We start from the raw sequence: 20,516 nt of genomic DNA, 5'->3' as shown, positions 1-20,516 counted from the left end.
AACGTCCTCCTTACTGAATGCTCTGGATCAGATCCTGGGCGGATGCCCCCTGCAGCATGGACTCTTCCACCCGCTCCCAGATGTACAGGATCTTGCGGCCGCCAAAGGGGCGAATGTAATGCACGCCCTCGAACAGCACTGAATCCTTGAGGCACTGGCGGATGGTGCGCGCGTCGTACTTGATACGGGCAGACAGCTCTTCAGTTGTGAGATAGGTATGTGCCATAATCAAACCCTCGCTTTTTTCTCTACACCGAACAAAAATGACCTACAGGAGAGAAATTAGCACACATAAGCACCATTGCAAGTCATTTATCACTGCTGTGGGTATTTTTTCTCTTTGGAGGTGAAATGATTAAGTGCCACCTGTCCCGCATACTGGGCGAACGGAAGCAGAAAATTGCCGAGGTTTCCCGGGAAACCGGTATCAACAGAAACACCCTGCACCGCCTCTACAACGAGACCGCGACCAGGGTAGAGCTGGATGTGATTGAACAGCTGTGCAGGTATCTGGAGATAGAGGTGGGGGAGCTGTTTGAGCTGGAGAAGCCGAGCTCATAAACGCATTCAAGCGTAGCTTTTTGCTTTTGTATGGGAGTAGGGTATGCCACAGAATAACTTGAACAAGATGCACAATGGTCGGCAGTTCGAGAAAGTCGAGGGTCTTGCTCCTTACGACCTGTTTGAAATGGCTAACCTATCACCCACGCGAACAGGGATAGGGGGTGTTGTCATTTATTGCGGACGTGCAGATGATGACGGACAACACAGCCCGTATCGTATCAAGGTCTCCGTAGGTAAGGCATGGGGCGCTTCTAGGAAAGTCTTTTCTATCGGGACCGAAGACAAGATAAAAGGACACTGGTTCGCTGTTCAAGGCAGTGAGTACCGAAACGAAGCGGATGCTCCGGCCGACCTACTCAACCGCGTCAGGAAATTTATCGATCTGAATCAGGCGCTGCTGAAAGAGTGGGTAGAGTATGATGGTTTGGAGGATGCTTCTGAGCGCTTCGTTCCCCGGGTGAAGCCGATCACCGGTTAATAAAGAAAAGGGTGGTGCCTGTTAAGCATCCCCCTGTGGGCTATTCAAAATATAAAAAGGGATAAGGAGTTCACTATGTCTGCCCAGACACGCGCTGATAAAATGAGAGACAAGGTACATGACACACTAAATGCTGACAGCATGCATGAGCATCAGCGTGAAGCCGCCAAAAAGACCTTTAATGCGTTTGATGACAATACTCGCGCTGTTGTACTCGCAGCTGAGATGCAAGCAGGTAAATCAGGTATTTCGGTTGCTCTAGCATGCCTGCAACGTTTGAGCTTATCTGATGCAGCCATCACTGATCGCGCTCAACTTAAAGATACTGTTTATATGCTGACCATGGTGGATACAGCGCTGCTACAGCAAGCCGAGGATGACCTTAAACCCGCCAAGAATGCAATCGTCACCAACTTCAATCGCTTCGAGAGCGATATTGAGTCACACTTCAAAGGCTGCCCGCCCAAGCTGATCATCATTGATGAATGCCACTACGGCTCCAACATCAACGCCATACGCTATAACCGTGTGTTTGACTACTTGGAAGAGAACACTGACTGTAAAATCGTCTTTATATCTGCCACACCATTCGGCGCACTCTATGCAGCCGAGCAAGCCTATGATGAGGCGATTGAAATTGCAGAAGAAGCGCAGTTAGCCGGTGATACTGCTGTGGAGGCGGAAGCGAAGCAACAAGCAGAAACAGCGGCCCAGAACTCGATACTACGAAGAAGCTTTGGCACCAAGCTGGTGTTCCACCGTACTAGCGATGAGTATTTCGGTGTTCGCGAAATGCTGAAAGCTGGCTTAGTGCAGCCACTGGTGGATGACGAACGTAACTTTACTACCTCTTCGTCAGCGCGCGATAAGTTCATGGACAAGTTCAAAGCCCACCAAGGCGATGGCTGGTCTTTGGTGCGCGTGCCTGCAGGTACGGTAAACGATGCTAAATCGTTCTTTATCAACGAAGGCGTGCCTGAAGAAAATATCTTTATCATCGGTAAATCACTGCAAGGGATCCCAAAAGACGATCAAACCGAGATTGAACGTTTTAAACGTGAGTACGAAAATGCCGAAGGCTTCGATGAGAAGTTTATTGCTATTACCGTGGCAGGTTGTCGCGCAGGCATTAACTTCGGCGGTATGAAAAACACCCTGATCTCTACCTGGGATAGTACTGTCGCCAGCGTAGCCGCCGTTGTGCAAGCAAACATTGGCCGTGGTTGTGGCTATCACAGTAACCACCAAGTACTGCACTTCACCAACCTGCCTGCGGTTCAAGCCTATGCTGACTCGCTCAACTTTTTAGAAGAGAACACTAACGAGTTTGGCGCTTCAAATTTTGATGGTTTGCGCGAATTTTTTGACGAGCTATGTGATGAGCATAATGTTCAGGGTTTGGATGTAGGCCTTACCGTCAAGCGCAAGAAACGTCGTCCAATTGGCGATGTTGAAACTTACCGTACCGGCGAATATGCGGTCGTGCCATTACAACTGCTTGACGAAGCCCCAGACTACGAGCAATACACCAAGAATGGTGAATTTATCAAAGCTCTGCACCTTATTCGTGAAGAGTACCTCAAAGATGCAGGTCCGCGGCTTAAGGGCCATCGGGCCATGCGTGGTGCCCAAAAGAACTGGGTAAAAGCCCAATGGGTTAACGGCGACACCTATGATAACCCGGAAAAAGCACTGAAACTGGGTACCATGAAAGAGCGCACCCTGCATTTCATTGAAGCATTAAAAGCAGGCGAGCCACTTGAATATAACCAAGTAGTCATGCCAGGTAACGGCGAGTACTCAGCTAGCAAAGCTGTCACTGCTACTATCTTTAGCCGCTATAACCAATCTCGCCGTAAAGTGGCCAAAACTCAAATGAGCGAAGCCGATATGAAAGAGATTGCAACGCTGCTAGAGGTGCCCGAAGACAATACCATTGTGGTGTTATACGCACAGGGCGCATTCGATAACGTAACCACTCAGGCGAAAATCAACCATAACCAACTGCCGGAGTCTGAAGGCTCGGTCAACGATGAAAGCCAGTTCACTGGCATACCTGACGTTGTGTTTGCCTAATGCAGTCAGGAGTCACTTTCCAAGCCGAGAAACACCGTCAACGCGTTAACAGCGCGTTGACGGCACACACCTTCGAGCACCAACACCAAGCGGCAAAAAGAACCTTTGAAAAACTCAACAGCGGCTCCAGGGCCGTTGTGTTAGCCGCTGAAATGCAATCGGGTAAATCCGGCATTGCCCTGGCTCTGGCCTGTTTACAACGCAACAGCCTGAACGATCAGCAACTATGCGATAAACAGCAACTGAAAGATGTGCTCTACCTGGTTACCATGGCGGATACAGCCCTACTTGAGCAAGCTCAAGAAGATCTCCTGCCCGCCCGCAATACCGTAGTCAGTAACTTTACTCATTTTCGCTCAGCAATTGCTCGCGACTTTAAACAACACCCACCCAAACTGATCATTATTGACGAATGCCACTATGGCTCGGCAAAGTCGGCAATTCGCTATAAAGGTGTGTTTAACTACCTTGAGCAAGAAAACCTACAGGGTAAAGTCGTTTTTGTCTCGGCAACGCCGTTCAGCGCACTGTTTTCTACCGGTGAAGACTCCATCTTAAAACACAACTTCAACACTGCTATTGTGTTTCATAAGGCCAGCGCTGAGTACCGTGGTATTCGCCAAATGCACCACGACCGGCAGATCATCAAAATTGCACCAGATCAACGCAATTTTTGTAACGACTCACTAATGCGGCGGCAGTTGTTTCAACACTTAGAAAGCTTTTCAGGCCCTGGCTGGGCGCTGATACGGGTGCCTCCCAATAATGCCCAAGAGGCAAAAAATGTTTGCATTAAGGCTGGTTACTCACCTGAACAGGTTTTCATCATCGGACAGAGTTTAAAGGGCGTTGATGAAACTGAACTCACCTCATTGGCTGAGTTTAAGCGAGAGTGTGAAGCCGCCATTGATTTTGATGAGAAGGTTATTGCAATTACCGTGGCAAGCTTCAGAGCCGGCATCAACTTTGGCCAAACACTGAAGCATCATCTGCTAGCCACCTGGGACAGCACAGTAGCCAATATCGCCGCTGTAGTACAAGCCAACATCGGCCGTGCTTGCGGTTATCATAACAATAACAAAGCATTGCACTTTACCAACCTCGATGCGATTAGCGCCTATAGCGAAATTTTAGCACACCTAGAGCTCGCTAATTCTGAGCCAGATCTTTTGGCAATACGCAGCACTTTTGAGCGTATTTGTGAGCGCTATGAAATCCAGGGATTTGACCGTGGTTTAAGTGACATTCCGCTACAAGCAACACCACACACCGAGGAGCTAGCAGCTCAAACTCGCTACCAGGTTGGTGATGTGGCCATTGTGCCCCTTCAGCTAGATTCTAATTCTTTCACTCCTGAACAATTTACCCAAAACCGTCAGTTGCAGCAGGCAGCTAACATTATTCGTGACACCTTGCTCGACGATGAAGGGCCAGTGATAAAAACAAATCGAGCATTGCGTGGGCGTGATAGAAACTGGATTAAAGCCCAGTGGGTTAATGGCGTTAGTTTTGATGATTTCAGCAATAGCATGAGCTCTGCGCGATATCGCACTCTCCACTATTTAAGAGAGCTGGAAGAAGGCACCCATATTGATTACGAAACCCTGGTCAATCCGGGTGGTGGTGAAAGCGTTGAAGATAAAAGCGTTTATGCTGTGATCTTTAGCGTATATAACCTCTCGGCTCAAGTAGAGAAGTTTAAACGCGCCATAGAGCTGTATGAGATGGAAGAGCTATGCGCCGAGTTAGGCATTGAGAATGATAACAGTATTGCAATACTGTTTGAGCGGGGTGAAAAGACAGAATGTTTTTACGAAACCCCAAGTAAAGAAAAGCAGGGCGGCAGTTCAGTTTTTGACTGACAACTGAAAAAACTATCACTGCTCTATTTTTGTAAATAAAGCTACGCAAGATTTTGATATAACTTTAATTTTTATATGACGCATTATTTCTAGGTGATAAGCTTAGTGAAAATAAAGGATTAGGTGAAAGCGAAAAGTGAAGGGTAGTGACAAGTAAACATGAAGGCGGCCAAAAGCCACCTTCATGTTGTCGTTAGTAATTTATTGTGACCGTGGCACTTGAATGGTTGGTACCACAATTCTAGGTAGATGCATTTTTTCACATTGTGAACTTACAAACTCGCGCCAATATGGCCAGATATGATAGCTGACATTTTTATTGGCGAATGCCTGAATGCAGTCCTCGGGGAGATCACCTTTAAGAACGTATTCAGCAATAAAGGTCGCTTCTATAAAAGCCATGACCTCAACTGGCGTTGCTTCTACTGGTTTGACCAGTCGAGTTCCTAGCTGTAGCTGAACACGTAAAATTTTCCGCTTATCATCAAGCGTTAATAACTGCACTTCTTTGAGCTTGCGCATATGTTGCACCTTAAGCTCAATAACCCCATTACCATATTTCGGGTCAAAGTTATCTGTGCAGCTGGCCTGGCTTGAATATAGATATACATCTTCTATTGCCAAGGCCTCAATAGCTTGCTGTAATTGTTGGTCAGCTTTATTAGGCATAGCCCGCCTCTTGCTGATAGTTTAAAATATTTTTAACTTCTTCTTTCTTTGGTCGATAATCATCTAGCTTGTATACGTCAGACTGAGTATGATTCCACTGTTCATCATCCTCATTGTTATCAAGAGAGTTTGTAATATCTTTCAAAATCTCTTTAAAGGCTGCATGTGCGATGATACCGACACCAATCAGGTCTCTCTCTGGCTTTATATCCTGAACACCCGCATCTTTCTTAAGCTTGCTTAACACTTCTGGAAAAGCTTGAGCAACACGCAGTAACTTATCCATAGATTCTGATTGTACAACATCATTAACCTCATATTTGGCAAAGGCAACAGGGCCGCCACCAAATACTCGGGCGGCTTCTTCTTGTGTTAAGCCCCATTGCTTACGCAGGGCTTTGACTTCTGCGCCGGTGAGAAGCTTCATAACGGTCTTTCTGAAGGCAATAGTGTCACGCTTGTTATGACGCAGATCAGCTGCTGTAGCCTGTTCACTACCGCAGGCGTCACAGACCGAGTAGAGGCTGGGCCGCATCGCTTTGTGCCCCATAAATTCCACTTCGACCATTTCACTGTGAGGATGCAGATTACCCGACTCACAGATCGGGCATAATTTTGCAGCCATCGTAGACCTCCTAACGCGTAGGCATGTGTGCCGAAACCAAGAGCAGTATTTTGCCGGTTTTGCCTATCGCAAATTTTACATAGTAATCAACGCGCAACTCTTTGTGTGCGTACTGATTCCACTCCTGCCGGCTCAGTTGGTAGGCATCACATGCTGCCCAAGGGCCAGTGGGGCGTTGAACACACCATTGAGAGTTGATGTAGCAGCCTTCTTGTACAGCCGCTCGAATCAGTTCTTGGATGTCACCATCATCAAAAGCTAGATCTTGCAAATCTCTTGTGCAGTCTCTTGTCCATGGAATGGTGCTCCCTGAAGACAGTACCGCGAGCACATCGGCTGCGGAGTAGATTGGACCTGGGATTAAGCGCTGAGTATCTGTAGCACCTTGCCCAGGTAGTTGGCCTTGGTAGGCACTAACATTGTTTACCATTATGGTAACTTTTTCCAGTTATTCTATGAAAAATTTGATGGCGCTAACATCGTTTAGCCACGTGAATCTCAGTTCCCGTAGAGTACCACAAGCTAGCTAGGTTGCGCAGACCAGCTCCAACTGTCTATGAAAAGTATTGAAACTTTACGCTTCGCATTAATCAATCTTAAGCTTCTGAAAAATATGGGATTACTGGCGTTATTTACAACCAAAACACTTCCCATCTGGGTCTGATGGAGAGTGCGCGCGCTAATGAATATCGCCGAGTCCTCAGAGTAGAATGTGCCAATCGTTTCGCAGGCGTTGGATGAGCTGGGCACTCTGAACTTTGATTATGAAGCTCAGCACTGGGCAACCCAGCTGGCCGCTGATGCCATGGTTACCCCGAACAAGATCCAGTACGCCTAATCACATGTGATTAAGTTGATGAGAGCTTCACTATGAATTTGTCATAGAACGCCGGCAACGGTACTTATCATGCCACCGCCGGCTGAATAAAAACACACTAATGAATATCAATCACCGGTGTTAAACACTCCTGCAAACTCAAGCCACCATGGTCATAGTGTAAGCCGGCGCGAAAGGCACTGATGCCAGGGGCAAAGGTAATGTGCACATGGTTATTCCAGTACCAGGGTGCTGTGACCTGCTCGCTGGTGGCAGTGCTTTTTAAAATAGCGCAGCGCGGGGTTTGCTCACTGGTGGCATTTTTAGCAAGGGTTGCTTTGGGCATTTTACCGGGCACCCATAGCCAACCATGGTCAGTCACGATGCGAATATGTTGCCAGCCGGCTTGTTTTAAGCCATCAATGCGCGATCTAACTTCGCTTAAAATGTCATCAATTCGGCTGGGTAAACGCATTTGTTCTTTATGGCCTGCTTTATCCAAATCACCGGTTTGCACCCAGGCCAAGCCCGTAGGATCGCCGGTTTCCACCCCATCTAAATATTGCCAACCCTGTTGCTGAAGCAACGTTTTGAAGTTCGTTGATGAAAGGTCACTGCCGCTACTGTATACCTTAGGAATAAAGTTACTGTTGTCCACATCACCATCGAGCAAGTCTCGAATGGGAGTGACCGCGGCTTTGGCGGTTGCAGTTAATGATGGCAAGGCCGACCACTGGGCCGATAGCTGTACCGAATAATCGGCCGCTAGGCTTTTAACAAATTCGCTGGCCACGTCAAACCGCAGGCCGTCAACAAAAAACACCACCTGGCTTGCGGCTTGGTAACCTGCAGCGGCCGGCTCTTCAATATCGCGATCGCGACGCTGGTAGCCTAGCTGTTTAACTAAGTGCTGAAAGTGCTCGGCTTTATGCTCAAGCCAAGGGGTGTACACCACAGATAACACACCATCAATAACCGCACGTTGGCTATCATGTTGAGCACAAGCCATGGCCTGCAAAGCCGCGTAATCGAGTTGCCAAAACTCGCGCTGATAGGCGCTGGCCATAACGTCTAAGTCGGGGCCACCAAAGGGTTTGTTTTTTAATGAAACCAAGATTGCCAAATGCTCTAGGGCATTGGCATATACGGTATAGCCCAGGCGAGACCACAAACTCTCTGCTCTACCCGCTTGCTGCTGATGCAGCTGAGTGATCTCGGCATCCACCTCCAAGTCGCTTTTGCTGGCCATGGCGCTAAAGGCGTTCGCCAGCTGCTGCTCCTCTTCTAAGGCCAAGGATAAATAACAATCAGGATTTAACGCTAGCGCCAAGGGCTGAACGGTTTCTAGCTGCTTTAGCAAGCCAGGCAGGCGCTCTGCCATGTCTTCAAAACGAGTCCATAGGGCAGACCAAACAGGCCCAGGCTGTTCACAAAGCTTGGCCAAAAAGGTAGTGCGACTGCCGCTCTCTGCGGTTAGCCCATATTCCTTTTGGCAATATTGCTGCAATATCGCTAAGCGCATGGGTTGCCAGCTATCGGCAATGGCTGGGTTATCTAACCAGTGCAGTAGATCCCGAATGGGATCTTCCACCACCAAGGCTTGCAACTCGGCGCTGGTAATGCGCTTGCCTTGCAGGCTGCTGGCATCGGCTTCTAACAAGGGCTCCAGCACTTGGGCCAAGGTGGCCTGGGTGGTTTTGTCTTTAGCGATATCCAGCTCTAAGCCAATTGCAGCGTTGGCCAAAAAGGCGGTAAGGCTCCAATCACGGTTGTTATTGGGCGTGGCCCACCAGCAGGAACGATATTGCAACTCGGCCAACGGAATTAAGTGACCAGGGCAGCTTTCAATGGCTCTGAGTTCGCGGCGTGATACGCCGGGTAAATAAATAACCGGCACCTTATCGGTTTCGAGAGGGTTGGCGAGCCCGGCGATCACACACTTTAGCCATACTGCTGGGCCAGTGCGTTGTGCTGGGTTGTAGTCACCCAGCTCAAGCAATTCTGGCATGGCCGCTTTTAGCAGTGGCATGGCCGGCTGCCACGCCGCATCTTTATCGGTCCATAAAATGGCGCTGGGTGGTAAGGCCAACAAATCGGCCTTATCGCCTTGCTTGCGCAGCTGCTGAATTAAGACATCGATAATTTTCATGGGTTATTGGCCCGCGCTTGGTGCTTTTCCGCCAGGGTAAGGTGATGATCATTAATGCGATCGCCTTCCTTGCCGCCGTACTCCAACCCTAAGTGATACCAGGGGGCACTGGCCACATCGCTGCCGCGGTCTTTTTTCCAATGAATATTGGGCTTGGCACGCAGCACACCCGCACCTCTTTTACCGACGTCTTTGGCCAGCATAAAGGGACGAATATTAAGCCGCACGCCGTCGTTTAAATCCGGTTGCCAACCGATGGGTTGTTGGTGCAGCGGCTTCCAACGTACGAATATGTCATAGCCGCTTTCGCCCTGTTTAATGGCCTCTAACTCGGTTTTCAAGTTTTGGGCGGCAGCCAGGCGAATTTCGGCACCATCCACATGCTGCTTTACATTTTCCGCTTGCTGGCTAATCCAGTCATTTAAGTAGGTATAAATTAAACGGTCCAGATTATTGGCATCGAACCGATGATAGTTGACCATGGCACTAAAGCCGTCTTTTACGCCATCCCATACCTGCCAGATAAAGGGACGATGCTGAAACAGCTTACAATGCTGCTCAAAAAACTTATCCCGCAGCCAGGCTTCTAACGACTTTGCCCCTACGCTGGCCAATAGCTGCTCACGCACGCTGTTTGACCAGGCATCGCCATAGGCGGCTTCCAGCATGGCTTCTAAACGGTAAGCGGCGGTGGATTCACCACGCAGGGCGGGCAAACAGACAATGCCATCGTCATCGACTAAATCGCCTAATAATTCATCGCAACGATTTACCCAGGCGCGCTGCTCATCAGCCAGTTCCATCTCCGGGTCTAGCTCGGCAGGCCAGCGATAGCCTAATAAACGGGCGGTAGCAATGTGCAGCACGGTATCATCAATGCGAAGTTCGTCCTGCTCGGTCCATTTGTTTTCGTCGCTCCAAATCACTGAACCGCAAGGATGACCATGGAAAATCCATTGGGTGGGATCGTTGGTGTAGGGCTTAGGGAGGCCGTTGGGATACTTAAGTTGTTCCTGCTCAGTCCATTCTTTCCTATCGAAAAATACCTGGACTAAATCGCCTCTCACCTTCAGTGTCTGATTCAATCCTCGGACATCATCATGATAAGATTCATCAGATGTATATGCCCAAACACTGCCTAAAAACTCATCGTCGGTGGGCAATATTACAACGGTATTTTCGTCATACTTTGCGCCGGTGTAGAGAGTGGCATAGAGAGAACCTGTAGCACTAATAGAAATACCGCGCTGATTCCACGACTTGGTTCCTCGAATAACAGAACCAGGCTGTAACTCCAGATACTCACCACTCTGCTTCCATGCCAATAATTGACTCAGACCAGCATAGTGAGCAGTAGATGTAACCGTTGTTTGGTAAAAATGGTAATCTTCTGTTGGCCTTGGTATCTCTGCGACACATCGAACAAACCTTTGCGTATCACCTGTCTGAATTCCATTTGCAAAATCAGCAAAAGCAGCCAACCTTTTTTCTCCTGTCGACTCATTCAAACTAACTCTGCAATCCGGATTCTCCAACTGTCCCGCCTGGCTTACCGATTTAATCTCTTCCACCAATAACGCTTCGGCTTTTTCAGCCGCGGTTTTAAAGCCTGCCACATCCAAGCCACGCAGCTCATGGGTGCTCTGCTCAGCCGCTGAGTCAAGCATCAATGTTTGATCAGTTTGGCCACGGGTAATGCCTAACAAAATCGCTTTAACCACCTCACCTGATATGGTTTCAAAGGCACCGCTACCCATACGCGCCACCATATTCCAGGTATCTTGTTTAAGCAGCTGTTCACGGAATTTTTTATAGCTGGTTAAAAATAACCAGTTTTGTGGCAAGACCACACTGGTGTGGCCACCTTGAGTGTTCATTTGCAGACAACGTTCTAAAAATACCGTGGCCAAGTCGTTTTTCCCGTTGGCATGGTGTTGCTCACAGTACTCTTTTAATACGTCGTTTTGTTTGCCTCGGGCCAGGTAGGGCACATTGGTGATCACCCAACTGTATTGTTTGCTCAGTAGTTCGGCGGCTTTGGTCAGGCCTTGTGCGGCAATTTGGGCTTCGAAAGAAGGCTGGTCACTGCTGCTATCCAATGCCTGGTTCAACGCTTGTTGCAAGGTGGGCCAGTTAACAATATTGGCCGCCTTGCTGCGTTGCGGGTTAATTAAGCTGCCCAATACCGGAGCGTGCTCAAAGGTTTGTTGTAACCAGTCGAGGGCAATGCTGAGGTTGTTGCTTGTTGAGGCTTTGCTGCTGGCATCCTGCGCTTGCGCAGCAATCTGTTTAGCCAGTTGCTTCCATTCACCTTTGGCGGCACTAATGGCAACCCCGCTGCAGGCCAACTGCAACTCAGGCAATTGCCGGTAACCTAGGGGTTTGCCGGTTTCATCCGGATAGCGCCAGGCTTCTAACGCAAGCGCAAAGGCGGCCAGCTCTACACAGCGTTGGTCCAGCTCCAGGCCGTGCAAGTTTTGGCTAAGTACGGCATCAATGGCTTGCTTGGCATTTAAGCCTTCATCGGCCATACGCAGTGGCACCAGCATTAAAAACGCCGCCACCAAGAAATGGCCAGAGCCACAGCAAGGGTCAATCACGGTTAATTCGCTTAACTGTGTTGGCCACTGCTCAAAGGTGCCTGCTGCCGGTGCCCAGGCATTTTGTTCACTGGGCGGCTGGCTGGCATTGGGCTTAACAAAGCGCAAATAGGTCAACGGCACACCGGGTACGCTGGCCGCTTGGCGCAGCTCGGCCTCGGTGGTGGTGGTGGTCACATCGTTTTTAGTGAGTTTACGCTTGGCCCACCAGGCCCCCAAGGCGTTATCGAGCAGAAAGCTCACCATATAGGGTTCGGTAAACAACTGGGTAACCGGGCTCAACTCATCGGCACCAATTTTGACCCCAGAGGCATTCACTGCGTCTTTGCGCTCACTTTGCCAAAATTGATACAGCCACCCCAGGGCGTCTTGCGCCTGAAAGGTATCCGGGTGAAGACTGGTTATCAGCTGCTCTAACTGCTGCACGGCATCCCGTGGCAGTTTAATGGCCAAAGTTGGTGAGCCGATGCGAAATATCTGGGGCAGCATATCGGCAGCCAATAAGCCTGCGGCCTCCCAACCACTGCGGGCGTTCAGCTCTGGGGCTAGCTCGTTACAGTCTTCCAAGCTAACCGGGTAGCCTTCGCACATTAACAGGTTGTTTTGCGCCAAAAAGTAGGCAAACAGCATGCGGTGCCAATGTTCATAGGCCACTTCACCCACCAAATGGCCAATTTGTTGGCTGCCATCGCTGGCTTTAACATCACCCAGGCTACGGCCATGGGCGCGCAACCTGGTGCGTAATTTCGCATCGGCTGGTTGCAAGTAACCGGGCGCACTGCTTTCCCCCACGCCGAGGCGCTCTATTTCTTCGCGGGCGGCCTTTTCAACCAGGTTGCGAGCTGTGGTAACAGTTTTTTCTAACTGGTTACGCAGGGTTTTGCTTAACGCTTGGCGCACGAAAGTTGCTGTCATTATTACTACCTATTTGTTCTTACCTATGCCTGCTCATGCCCACTGCTCTTAAGCAACCGATACCGGGCCATTGGCTAGCTTGGCACGAATGCTGGCTTCGGAGTCTGCCAGCCATTGCTTGAGCTCATTCTCGTCATTAATGACTTTGCGTGGTGCATGTACCACCTGCACCTTTGGCTGCAAGCGGCGCACCGCCTCTGCTCGAGCACGGTCGAACTTTGACATAAGCGAGGCAGTACGATCATGCCATTGGCCCAGGCTGCAGTTTTCCAGGCTTGCTAGTACACGATCGTTATTGGTGAGGTCTAACTCTGGCATCTGGGTAATGCCAAATTGCTGCAGCACCTCGCGCTGCGCATCTTCAGCTAAGCGTTGCCACTGCTCGTCGGCCTCCAACTGCAGTGCACAACGGTCATATTCTCTCTGGTACTCGCTTTGGTGGTGCACAATGGCATCACGCAAGGATGAAATGGCCTTGCGGATAAGCGGTGTTACCGGGTTAGGATTTGCCAGCAAACTGCGGTTATCGATAATGGCCTGTTGCTCTTGCAACAATTCATCATAAAACGCCATGCCGCGGCACAGGGGCAACAAGTTACGTAGTTCACGCCAGTCTTTTTGGCGCTGTTGAATCAGCTCTTTGCTGCGTTGCCAGGCTTCCACATCGGCTTTAATACGCTCTTGGTTGGCACAAATTTCCGCCAACAGCTCGTTGCCCGAGTGCTGCATAATATCGTCTAGATAGGTGGGTGCCGGGCTTGCAGGCAGTGGCGCATCACCACCGGCTTCACGCGCTAACGCTTTACCCGCTTGCAATGCTGGGTGAGCCGCACTTGCTTCTTGCCCGGGTTGTACCGTTTGGCCCAGTACCTGCAGCACGCCTTTTACCTTGATCAGCTGCATTTTGGTGAGCTGTACTTTTTCGGGCTTAAAGGTGGCTTTGGCAATATCTCGCCGCTCCAAGGTTTTGGTATCCACACCTTGGCCATTGATACTGGCGTTGAGCTGGCTGCTGGCCAGCATGGCAACCAAGGCACCATCAATGGCATCGTTTGGCCAGCCGTAGGGGGCATTGTTGAACTTCTGCTGAATTTCTTTACCGGTTTTGCCCACCCCCAGATAACGGCTGATGGCCTCGGTAACAGCGAGACCACCGGCACTGCTATTGGCCAACAAATCCAGTGCTGTTTCGCCGCCGCTTTTACGTGCCGCGTTGTAGACCTGTTCCCACTTTTTATCGTCGGCCTTGCTAAATTCCGGGTACAAACGCTCTATCGCTTTGCGGCCAGCTATTTCTAGTTGCTCTGCTGGTGTATCGCCCTCAACGTCACTACCGCCGGCCATTTTGATTTGAATGCCGTTAAAAATGTCTTTATTGATGGCATCAATACGCCCTTGAGCAACGGTCATGCGGTGCTCCATTGCCGCTTTAGCATCGCGCCCAGCTTCGGTTTTGGGAGTGCCTTTGGTGCTTAGCGTTTGCTCAGCGGCCTTTAGCTCTACCATAGCGTCGAACAAATCATCTCGGTGCTTGTTTGGCACATACAGGAAAATGGTTGCTTGCTCTGAAGTGGCACCACGGGCTGCGTGCAAAAAGTTCTTTTCCGAGTCGTTATGCACCCAAACGTAGAGCTTATCTTGTGCATCTACAGGCAGCGTTGAATCAAAACAGCTAATTAATGGCCGTGATACCGCGCTCTCTCCTTGGGTGAGGCGTGTTTGCCCAACCAAACGACGAACGTGATTTTGCATCAGTTCTTGGCGCATGTTTTCAATGCGGTTGGGGTTACCGGTTAACTGGTTTCGCTCAGCTTTAAAGTGATCGTACCACTGGGCGCTTTCGGCAGTTTGTAAGCGATATTCGTTATGGCCAAGGCTGTTTTCAAAGGTCATTAGCAGACCTTCTTTTACCAAGCTTTCCAGTAAGCTTGGCACTTGCTGGCGTATGGTGGATTTTTCACCGGCCAAGTCTTCAATCATTAAGTCGGCCAGGTAATCCGCTGTGGCGCTAATGCCATGATCAACATCCGTTGGTAACTTTCCAATTAACAGCACCAACGCCAAAACACGCGCTTGTTGCTGCTCGGTTGCATCACCATCGGCTTTGCGGCTAATAGTTTCGTGAATGTCTTTAGAGATAACCTGGGCTTGCACCAACTGCGTTTTCAGTTGGTCGTAGATAAAGTCAGCCGGTAGCACATTGCCCAGCGGTTTATTAGCTGTGGTTTTACAGGCGTCGTGAACAATTCGCAGTTGAGTGCGCAACTGAGATACGGTACCGGTCGCATCCAGCGCGTGCAGTACTCTATCCCAGAAGCGGCGGCGTACCGGTAACAGCGGATAGTCTGCCACCAAGTGTTGCTCGTCAGCTGCGTGGCTTTCAATCACAGTGCCGTGCAGGTGGCGTGATATTTCACCCAGGTGACCATTCAGCTCGTTTTCAATTGCTGACCGAGCTGACTCTTTCTTTTGCAAAATTACTTTGCGAATTACAGAGTCAACATCGGTATCTTCAAGTTGTACTTTCAGTTGAAAACGCCCCAACAAACGTTGCAGGTTTTCGTTACTGCTTAGTGCACTCTGGCCGGTTGCCACAAAAATAACCCGTGATTTTAATTGTGGTGCCTCACAAAGCTTCTCAACCACATGCTGTACATCATGAGCACGGTCTATTTCATTACCAATAAACTGCTGTACTTCGTCCATGACGATCAACGTTAATGGCACTTCGCCATTTTCTTCAAGCACATCAAAGAAGGTTTGCTGTAGGTCGTCGTCACTGATTTCATTGGTTAACTTAAACTGGCTAGCCAGCAGTTTGCCCACCGCAACAGGTGATTCGGCCAGATCAGGGATGTGTTTCAACAAGGCCTTATGTAAATCTGGAGCCACATAAAGGTTACGCAGTGCTTTACGCCATTGTTGCGCTCCCAGCTCCTGTTGAATGGTAGTTAACAAACCTTGCTGCTTAAGCCAAACACAAAAACGTGCTAGGTGATATTGCTCTGGCAACCCCAGAGAGCGGAACAAAAGAGCCAGCACGGCCAAGCGAACGTTTTTAGTTCCAGCACTGCCAATGGTGCCAGACGCATGGTGTTTACCTGGCGTTTGCAGCGCAATGTCATCTAGTTTATTAAAAAGCGCTAAGGTGCTGTCTGGCAGCTCCGCTAATGAACGGGCGTTTTGACCATCAATATCGTCATTGGTCCAGAGCGCGGCCAGCATTTTGGCTAGATGAGATTTACCTGAACCGAAGAAGCCGGAGATCCATACGCCAGGCTGCTCATCACGGCTGTTAAAAAAGCTAACAAACTGGCTTAAAATCTCCTCAATACCTTCTTGATATTTACCATCACAAACAAAGGTTTTTAGTTCATATTCCAGTGTGGCCAACGACTCAGCATCGCGGCTGTCACTTACCTTGGCCACACCCTGGTTTTTTAATAGGTGAGTGGTCGGATCGTTATAATAAATGTCTTTGTTTAACATGAGCAGTTTTTATCCTTAACCCTTTAATGCCGTTGCCAAGTAGCCCCAACCATTTTTAGCGTCGAGCAAACGATAGGTGTTGTCGTCTTTTTCTCCTGGAAAAAAAACTAACAAACGTCCTTGAATCACGTCGGCGAGCTGGCGTACCAATCCTGAAACGGAAGTAATACCAAACAATGTGCCGCAGCCAAGTAAAGCTACGACTGTCTTGCTGGCATCATTTTCACTCTCTTTTTTTATCTGTTCACGGAGCTGTTGGGCGAGATCTTCTGCGAAGAACTCGTAGTTTGCTTCTAAGTATTCTGGATTTTCAAAGTAGGCTTCAGCATAGTCTTGATCTGTAAGCCATTGTTCAAATGCATGTGTGATATCGAGTAGTTGCCAGTAGTAGCCATGTACCTTAGTAAAGTGCTCAAAAGCCTCCACCCTGGCGCGCAATTTCAATTCATCTTCAGGCTTGTAAATGGCGAAGATTGAACGCTCTTCACCTGAAGCAACAACTGGCCAACTCAGGCTAATATGGTTTTCATATTCACTAAGCAAGTTACTGATACGGTCAGCCATTAAGAATGTCCTTCTCGTGTGCGGTTAGCCAGTTAGGAAAACGAATTTCCATAACGTCGCCAGAATGTGTGAATTTAATAAGCCCTCGGCTGTGCGCACTGTGGGCATGCGCTATGAGTTCGTCTCGATTTAGCCCAAGCAACTTTAGCCACCGGCTGTTGAAGGCAATGCTGCCATCTTCGCCATGCAAGTGGGCTACAAACAGAGCAAAGGCCACATTGCTGGCGGCTACACGGGGCTGACTGCGTATTTTTTTTGTTCGCCCTTGAAGGAAGCCAGCTTGAGTAAGGCTACCGTTGATATTTTGGGCATACGAATTCATAGAGGAAGGACTATAGGCACCAGAGTTATGTTGCTCCAGCAACTCTATCGTTTGCTGTTTGCTGTAGGTCTCGCCTGGAGCAACAGTCTGTAACATGGGCATTGAAATTCGCAGCAGAGCATCACGACAAAATGCCAGCTGAAGAGCCAGCAGAGGCCGGCTCTGAGAGGGGGTCTGTGCCCAAACCCTCAAAAAGTTACGATACAGGCAGACACAGGTATCAAGGCTGTATAAGTCAACCAGGTGACGATAGGTGAGCTTACGACTATTCGCTGTGTCTTTGTGTAGCACGTTAAAGTGAACGATATCCTCTTTAACAGTATGCAGTGGCGCACCTTGTGGGTGCAGTTCCAGTAGCTCGTTCAGGTCTGCAATCATGATGCTTCGCGCAGCATGGGCCCCGCTAACACCGTACTTAAAGCCGAGCTGTTCTAACACCTGTTCACTCACTGACACTGCACAAATCCTCAAAAACAACGTTCGATCCGTGCTTTACACGAACACCTGCAACCTGAAACATCCCACACCGAGCTTGGTGGCAAAGTAACATATACTGTAATTTGCCTCTAAAAATGTCCATATTCCTTATATGGATAGGTCCGAAGCATCGGCCGATCTTATCAGATTTGATAATGATTTAGTGACGGATGGCTCATGCACTTCAGCAAGGACTCAGGCGCTTCTTCGGCGGCCCTGTTGCGAAGCATGCCCTTGTGTTTCTCGTGATACAGGGGGTGCAGGCAACTTGTGTCAGTGTCGCGCCGTGAGCTTGTGCCGTGATGATGCTGACTTAGAGCTATTTCAGTAGCCAGTTTACTTTTTCACTGGCCAGCAAAGCGCCAATAAGGCCCCAGAACTTCCATGGATCTTCACTTCCACTTTCTACCCACAGCTCACGGTTTTTAATATTTTCAAAAAGTTCTGACTTCAATTCATCAGAAAGCGGACACTGATTTTCAGGTTGTTTCACAGAACCACGAGCACAGATGCAAGATGTTACTGCAGCAGTCACACCAGCGACGATCGTCAGTTTTTCCACATTATCGCCACAATCAAATTTAGCTATGTCGGTGCAAAGAGAAGTTGCCACCAGCGTGTAAATTTTAGCCGCGACCAAGGGCTTGAGTCTGTGTACTCCAGCTTCGATAACCCTGTATATGCTCTCACGAGTAGAGCCATCGGTTATGTCTGTAAGCCTAGTTGCGAGCGACATTAGCTCCTCAGCGCCTGCCACTTCGAGAAGCAAACTCCGACTTGGGCCAGGGAACACAGGCTCACCCGCGCACAAAATATCTACAAGCTCGGAGGCCATGGTGGGTGCATTGTCCATCATACCCAACCACTCCAACAGGCCTGATTGCTTATCGGCCGGCAACGCCGAAATTCGTTCTTTTATGAGTGCTGCCACAGATATATCCTTTCTGTCTTTTTCATTATTTTTATATAAACAAGCTTGTCACTCTGCTCTATACGGAACCCAACAAAACTGCTTGGCTGTTAAGCGTGGTTGTCCATCCCATCGATAGGCGCAAAGCTTACCGTCGGATTTGGCTGCAATACTGAAGTCCAAGCAGGCGATATGCTCATTAAGCGGGGTGGGCTCTCCTGTTAGCCAGTAGTGACCGACAAATACCGGTTTATGGCCATCATAGCCCGGCAACATATCTGTTGGCACAGGAGTATCCGGTATCTGGGGAATGGCATCACTCGGCACCATAGCAAGCTCCCGGTAGGTAAGAGCCTCAAGATTCCACCATTCGGTACGGATGTGACAGCGAGGGTTGCGATCCTTATCAAAAAACTGATGCCCTTGGGGTAGGATAATTTCCAGCCCTTTAAGCAGGGTTTCCAGTGCATCAAAGCCCGAGCTACCTTGTCGAGTAAGTTCGGGCCAGGAAGCCTCCAAGATACGTTGCTTATCGTCGAGATAAGGTTTTATGTTCCGTATCTGCGCTGGATGCCAGCAGGCATGTACAACCCTGAACTCTGGCAAATCCAGATATAGTGGCAGGTTCTTGAACCAGGCAATGTGCTCCCGATGCAAGTCACTGCCCTCACCAACCTGACTCAGATAGGCTTGATGCTGTTCGTAGTTCTTGACTGTATGTGGACGTAGATACTGCTCTGGATTGTCTGGTTCAGGTGTTGCATAGGCCACGGCATTGAACTCGTGATTTCCCATTACTGCCAGTGCCTGACCGTTTTCCACCATGTTACGGGCTATCTCCACGGTTTTGCACTGCTCCGGCCCACGATCAATAAAGTCACCTAAAAAGATCACCTTTCGCTCAGGGTGGCACCAACCATTTGAACTTTGCTGGTACCCCATAGTTACCAGCAAAGACTCCAACGCAGCGGCATGGCCGTGAATATCACCGATAAGGTCATACATGCTGACTGCTCTTTCGCTATTCTTTGGCTTCTAGCAATGGCAAAGAAAGCTCTGTGGCTTCTTCTTTAGAAAGGCCAGCTTTGAACAGTGCATACATGGTTGCATGGCCAGGCTCAGCACCATGAATTCGTCTTCTTAGTGCTTTGGGGTCGGGATCGATCTCCCAATATGGAGGAAAACCCAATTCGGGATCATTGTACATATAGCGCATACATGTTTCAGGATGCTCTTTGCGCATTTCATGGAACAGCGCTAACGCACCTTCCGCTGTCTCTCTCCGCACCAGAGTCCTATAAGCATTTTCAAAAATGTCTGTACACGGACCAATCGACGCATTTATATATGTTCGTGTTCCATCTGGCCCTGTCATCATTGCTTTACTGTACTGCTTATCCGGCTCATCAAGTGCATCCACGCCATAACGTTCTTCACAAGTAGATTTCAAGCATCGCCTCTCTATACCACTTTCAGACAAGTAGTTAACAATGAAAAATGATTGGCCTATGTTTTACCGCAACAACAGAGCCTTTTTGTATCTTAATACTGGCAATTTTTCGGCACTTAGGGCTTTTAGGCTCCATGTGAATCAAAACTAACACCATGACCATAAGGAGACAATAAAAAATGCCAGTCACGGGTCACATGCTCAGCCAGGTCACTGGGGAAATTTTGACCTCCGGTCAAAACAGGGGCTGGGTCACAAAATGGTCACGGTTTGGTCACGAGAGGGAATTTGACAGAATGCAGGCGTGTGGATTTACTGAAACTAGAAAAGCAAAAAGCCCTTAGCTATCAACTAGCTAAGGGCTTCTTAAATGTGGCGGAGCGGACGGGACTCGAACCCGCGACCCCCGGCGTGACAGGCCGGTATTCTAACCAACTGAACTACCGCTCCGCAAAAGCTGTATAGTCAGAGTACTAAATTGGGTGCCTGGCAGTGACCTACTTTCACATGGCAGCTGCCACACTATCATCGGCGCGGTTGCGTTTCACT

Annotated in this window: 16 protein-coding genes and 1 tRNA gene; 5 read left to right on the top strand and 12 right to left on the bottom strand. The window is 49.1% G+C overall.

Features of this window, described 5'->3' with window-relative positions:
- Positions 1-10: 10 nt before the first annotated feature.
- Complete coding sequence (locus G364_RS0114185; RefSeq protein WP_026344925.1) at positions 11-226, bottom strand: hypothetical protein; 216 nt, start codon at positions 224-226, stop codon at positions 11-13.
- Positions 227-351: 125 nt separating this feature from the next.
- Here G364_RS0114185 and G364_RS0114180 point away from each other — a divergent pair, with 125 nt between their 5' ends.
- The 4 genes from G364_RS0114180 (at position 352) to G364_RS0114165 (ending at position 4,980) form a co-directional block, all read left to right on the top strand.
- Positions 352-561, top strand: a complete 210-nt coding sequence (locus G364_RS0114180; RefSeq protein ID WP_019935808.1) for a helix-turn-helix domain-containing protein — start codon at positions 352-354, stop codon at positions 559-561.
- Positions 562-604: 43 nt separating this feature from the next.
- Entirely contained in the window at positions 605-1,042 is a 438-nt protein-coding gene (locus tag G364_RS0114175; RefSeq protein WP_019935807.1) for a hypothetical protein, read from the top strand.
- 75 nt (positions 1,043-1,117) lie between these two features.
- Complete coding sequence (locus tag G364_RS0114170; RefSeq protein ID WP_019935806.1) at positions 1,118-3,118, top strand: DEAD/DEAH box helicase family protein; 2,001 nt, start codon at positions 1,118-1,120, stop codon at positions 3,116-3,118.
- Complete coding sequence (locus tag G364_RS0114165; protein WP_019935805.1) at positions 3,118-4,980, top strand: DEAD/DEAH box helicase family protein; 1,863 nt, start codon at positions 3,118-3,120, stop codon at positions 4,978-4,980. Before G364_RS0114170 ends, G364_RS0114165 begins: the two co-directional genes overlap by 1 nt.
- Positions 4,981-5,181: 201 nt before the next feature.
- Here the strand turns inward: G364_RS0114165 and G364_RS0114160 are convergent, their stop codons facing one another.
- Positions 5,182-5,649: a hypothetical protein gene (locus G364_RS0114160; protein WP_019935804.1), complete on the bottom strand. Its 468-nt coding sequence runs from the start codon at positions 5,647-5,649 to the stop codon at positions 5,182-5,184.
- On the bottom strand, positions 5,642-6,274 hold the full coding sequence (locus G364_RS16635; protein ID WP_019935803.1) for a type II toxin-antitoxin system MqsA family antitoxin: 633 nt from the start codon (positions 6,272-6,274) through the stop codon (positions 5,642-5,644). The genes G364_RS0114160 and G364_RS16635 overlap by 8 nt, the downstream gene beginning before the upstream one ends.
- Before the next feature lie 712 nt (positions 6,275-6,986).
- Here G364_RS16635 and G364_RS17500 point away from each other — a divergent pair.
- On the top strand, positions 6,987-7,112 hold the full coding sequence (locus G364_RS17500; protein WP_281163107.1) for a hypothetical protein: 126 nt from the start codon (positions 6,987-6,989) through the stop codon (positions 7,110-7,112).
- A 97-nt stretch (positions 7,113-7,209) separates the two neighbouring features.
- On the opposite strand, the gene pglZ is transcribed toward G364_RS17500, so the two are convergent.
- The 9 genes from pglZ to G364_RS0114105 all read right to left on the bottom strand — a co-directional run bounded on the left by pglZ (position 7,210) and on the right by G364_RS0114105 (position 20,417).
- Positions 7,210-9,240 carry a BREX-1 system phosphatase PglZ type B gene (gene pglZ / locus G364_RS0114140; RefSeq protein WP_019935800.1) on the bottom strand — a complete coding sequence of 677 codons (2,031 nt, stop codon included), beginning with the start codon at positions 9,238-9,240 and terminating at the stop codon, positions 7,210-7,212.
- A complete protein-coding gene (locus tag G364_RS0114135; protein ID WP_245541434.1) occupies positions 9,237-12,755 on the bottom strand; it encodes an Eco57I restriction-modification methylase domain-containing protein in 3,519 nt (1,172 codons plus the stop codon). The genes pglZ and G364_RS0114135 overlap by 4 nt, the downstream gene beginning before the upstream one ends.
- A 48-nt stretch (positions 12,756-12,803) precedes the next feature.
- Positions 12,804-16,244, bottom strand: coding sequence for a BREX system P-loop protein BrxC (gene brxC / locus G364_RS0114130; RefSeq protein WP_019935798.1), 3,441 nt, complete (start codon positions 16,242-16,244; stop codon positions 12,804-12,806).
- Positions 16,245-16,259: 15 nt separating this feature from the next.
- Positions 16,260-16,808: a BREX protein BrxB domain-containing protein gene (locus G364_RS0114125; protein ID WP_019935797.1), complete on the bottom strand. Its 549-nt coding sequence runs from the start codon at positions 16,806-16,808 to the stop codon at positions 16,260-16,262.
- A complete protein-coding gene (locus G364_RS0114120; protein WP_156816524.1) occupies positions 16,801-17,508 on the bottom strand; it encodes a hypothetical protein in 708 nt (235 codons plus the stop codon). Before G364_RS0114120 ends, G364_RS0114125 begins: the two co-directional genes overlap by 8 nt.
- A gap of 418 nt (positions 17,509-17,926) precedes the next feature.
- Complete coding sequence (locus G364_RS0114115; RefSeq protein ID WP_019935795.1) at positions 17,927-18,538, bottom strand: hypothetical protein; 612 nt, start codon at positions 18,536-18,538, stop codon at positions 17,927-17,929.
- Positions 18,539-18,586: 48 nt separating this feature from the next.
- Positions 18,587-19,522 carry a metallophosphoesterase gene (locus G364_RS0114110; protein WP_019935794.1) on the bottom strand — a complete coding sequence of 312 codons (936 nt, stop codon included), beginning with the start codon at positions 19,520-19,522 and terminating at the stop codon, positions 18,587-18,589.
- A 16-nt stretch (positions 19,523-19,538) separates the two neighbouring features.
- Positions 19,539-19,967, bottom strand: a complete 429-nt coding sequence (locus G364_RS17240; RefSeq protein ID WP_169336655.1) for a hypothetical protein — start codon at positions 19,965-19,967, stop codon at positions 19,539-19,541.
- A gap of 373 nt (positions 19,968-20,340) precedes the next feature.
- Positions 20,341-20,417: transfer RNA gene (locus G364_RS0114105), tRNA-Asp, on the bottom strand.
- Between the last annotated feature and the right edge of the window lie 99 nt (positions 20,418-20,516).

Origin of the sequence: Oceanimonas smirnovii ATCC BAA-899 (assembly GCF_000381965.1) — a bacterium.
In the GTDB taxonomy this organism is placed as follows: domain Bacteria; phylum Pseudomonadota; class Gammaproteobacteria; order Enterobacterales; family Aeromonadaceae; genus Oceanimonas; species Oceanimonas smirnovii.
Note: the sequence above shows the minus strand (reverse complement) of the source record. Positions and strands in the feature narration are given on the sequence as shown.

What these genes read in the sequence shown, in the direction of transcription:
- G364_RS0114185 (WP_026344925.1), bottom strand. Translation starts at nt 226, where the DNA reads ATGGCACATACCTATCTCACAACTGAAGAGCTGTCTGCCCGTATCAAG.
- G364_RS0114180 (WP_019935808.1), top strand. Translation starts at nt 352, where the DNA reads ATGATTAAGTGCCACCTGTCCCGCATACTGGGCGAACGGAAGCAGAAA.
- G364_RS0114175 (WP_019935807.1), top strand. Translation starts at nt 605, where the DNA reads ATGCCACAGAATAACTTGAACAAGATGCACAATGGTCGGCAGTTCGAG.
- G364_RS0114170 (WP_019935806.1), top strand. Translation starts at nt 1,118, where the DNA reads ATGTCTGCCCAGACACGCGCTGATAAAATGAGAGACAAGGTACATGAC.
- G364_RS0114165 (WP_019935805.1), top strand. Translation starts at nt 3,118, where the DNA reads ATGCAGTCAGGAGTCACTTTCCAAGCCGAGAAACACCGTCAACGCGTT.
- G364_RS0114160 (WP_019935804.1), bottom strand. Translation starts at nt 5,649, where the DNA reads ATGCCTAATAAAGCTGACCAACAATTACAGCAAGCTATTGAGGCCTTG.
- G364_RS16635 (WP_019935803.1), bottom strand. Translation starts at nt 6,274, where the DNA reads ATGGCTGCAAAATTATGCCCGATCTGTGAGTCGGGTAATCTGCATCCT.
- pglZ (WP_019935800.1), bottom strand. Translation starts at nt 9,240, where the DNA reads ATGAAAATTATCGATGTCTTAATTCAGCAGCTGCGCAAGCAAGGCGAT.
- G364_RS0114135 (WP_245541434.1), bottom strand. Translation starts at nt 12,755, where the DNA reads ATGACAGCAACTTTCGTGCGCCAAGCGTTAAGCAAAACCCTGCGTAAC.
- brxC (WP_019935798.1), bottom strand. Translation starts at nt 16,244, where the DNA reads ATGTTAAACAAAGACATTTATTATAACGATCCGACCACTCACCTATTA.
- G364_RS0114125 (WP_019935797.1), bottom strand. Translation starts at nt 16,808, where the DNA reads ATGGCTGACCGTATCAGTAACTTGCTTAGTGAATATGAAAACCATATT.
- G364_RS0114120 (WP_156816524.1), bottom strand. Translation starts at nt 17,508, where the DNA reads ATGATTGCAGACCTGAACGAGCTACTGGAACTGCACCCACAAGGTGCG.
- G364_RS0114110 (WP_019935794.1), bottom strand. Translation starts at nt 19,522, where the DNA reads ATGTATGACCTTATCGGTGATATTCACGGCCATGCCGCTGCGTTGGAG.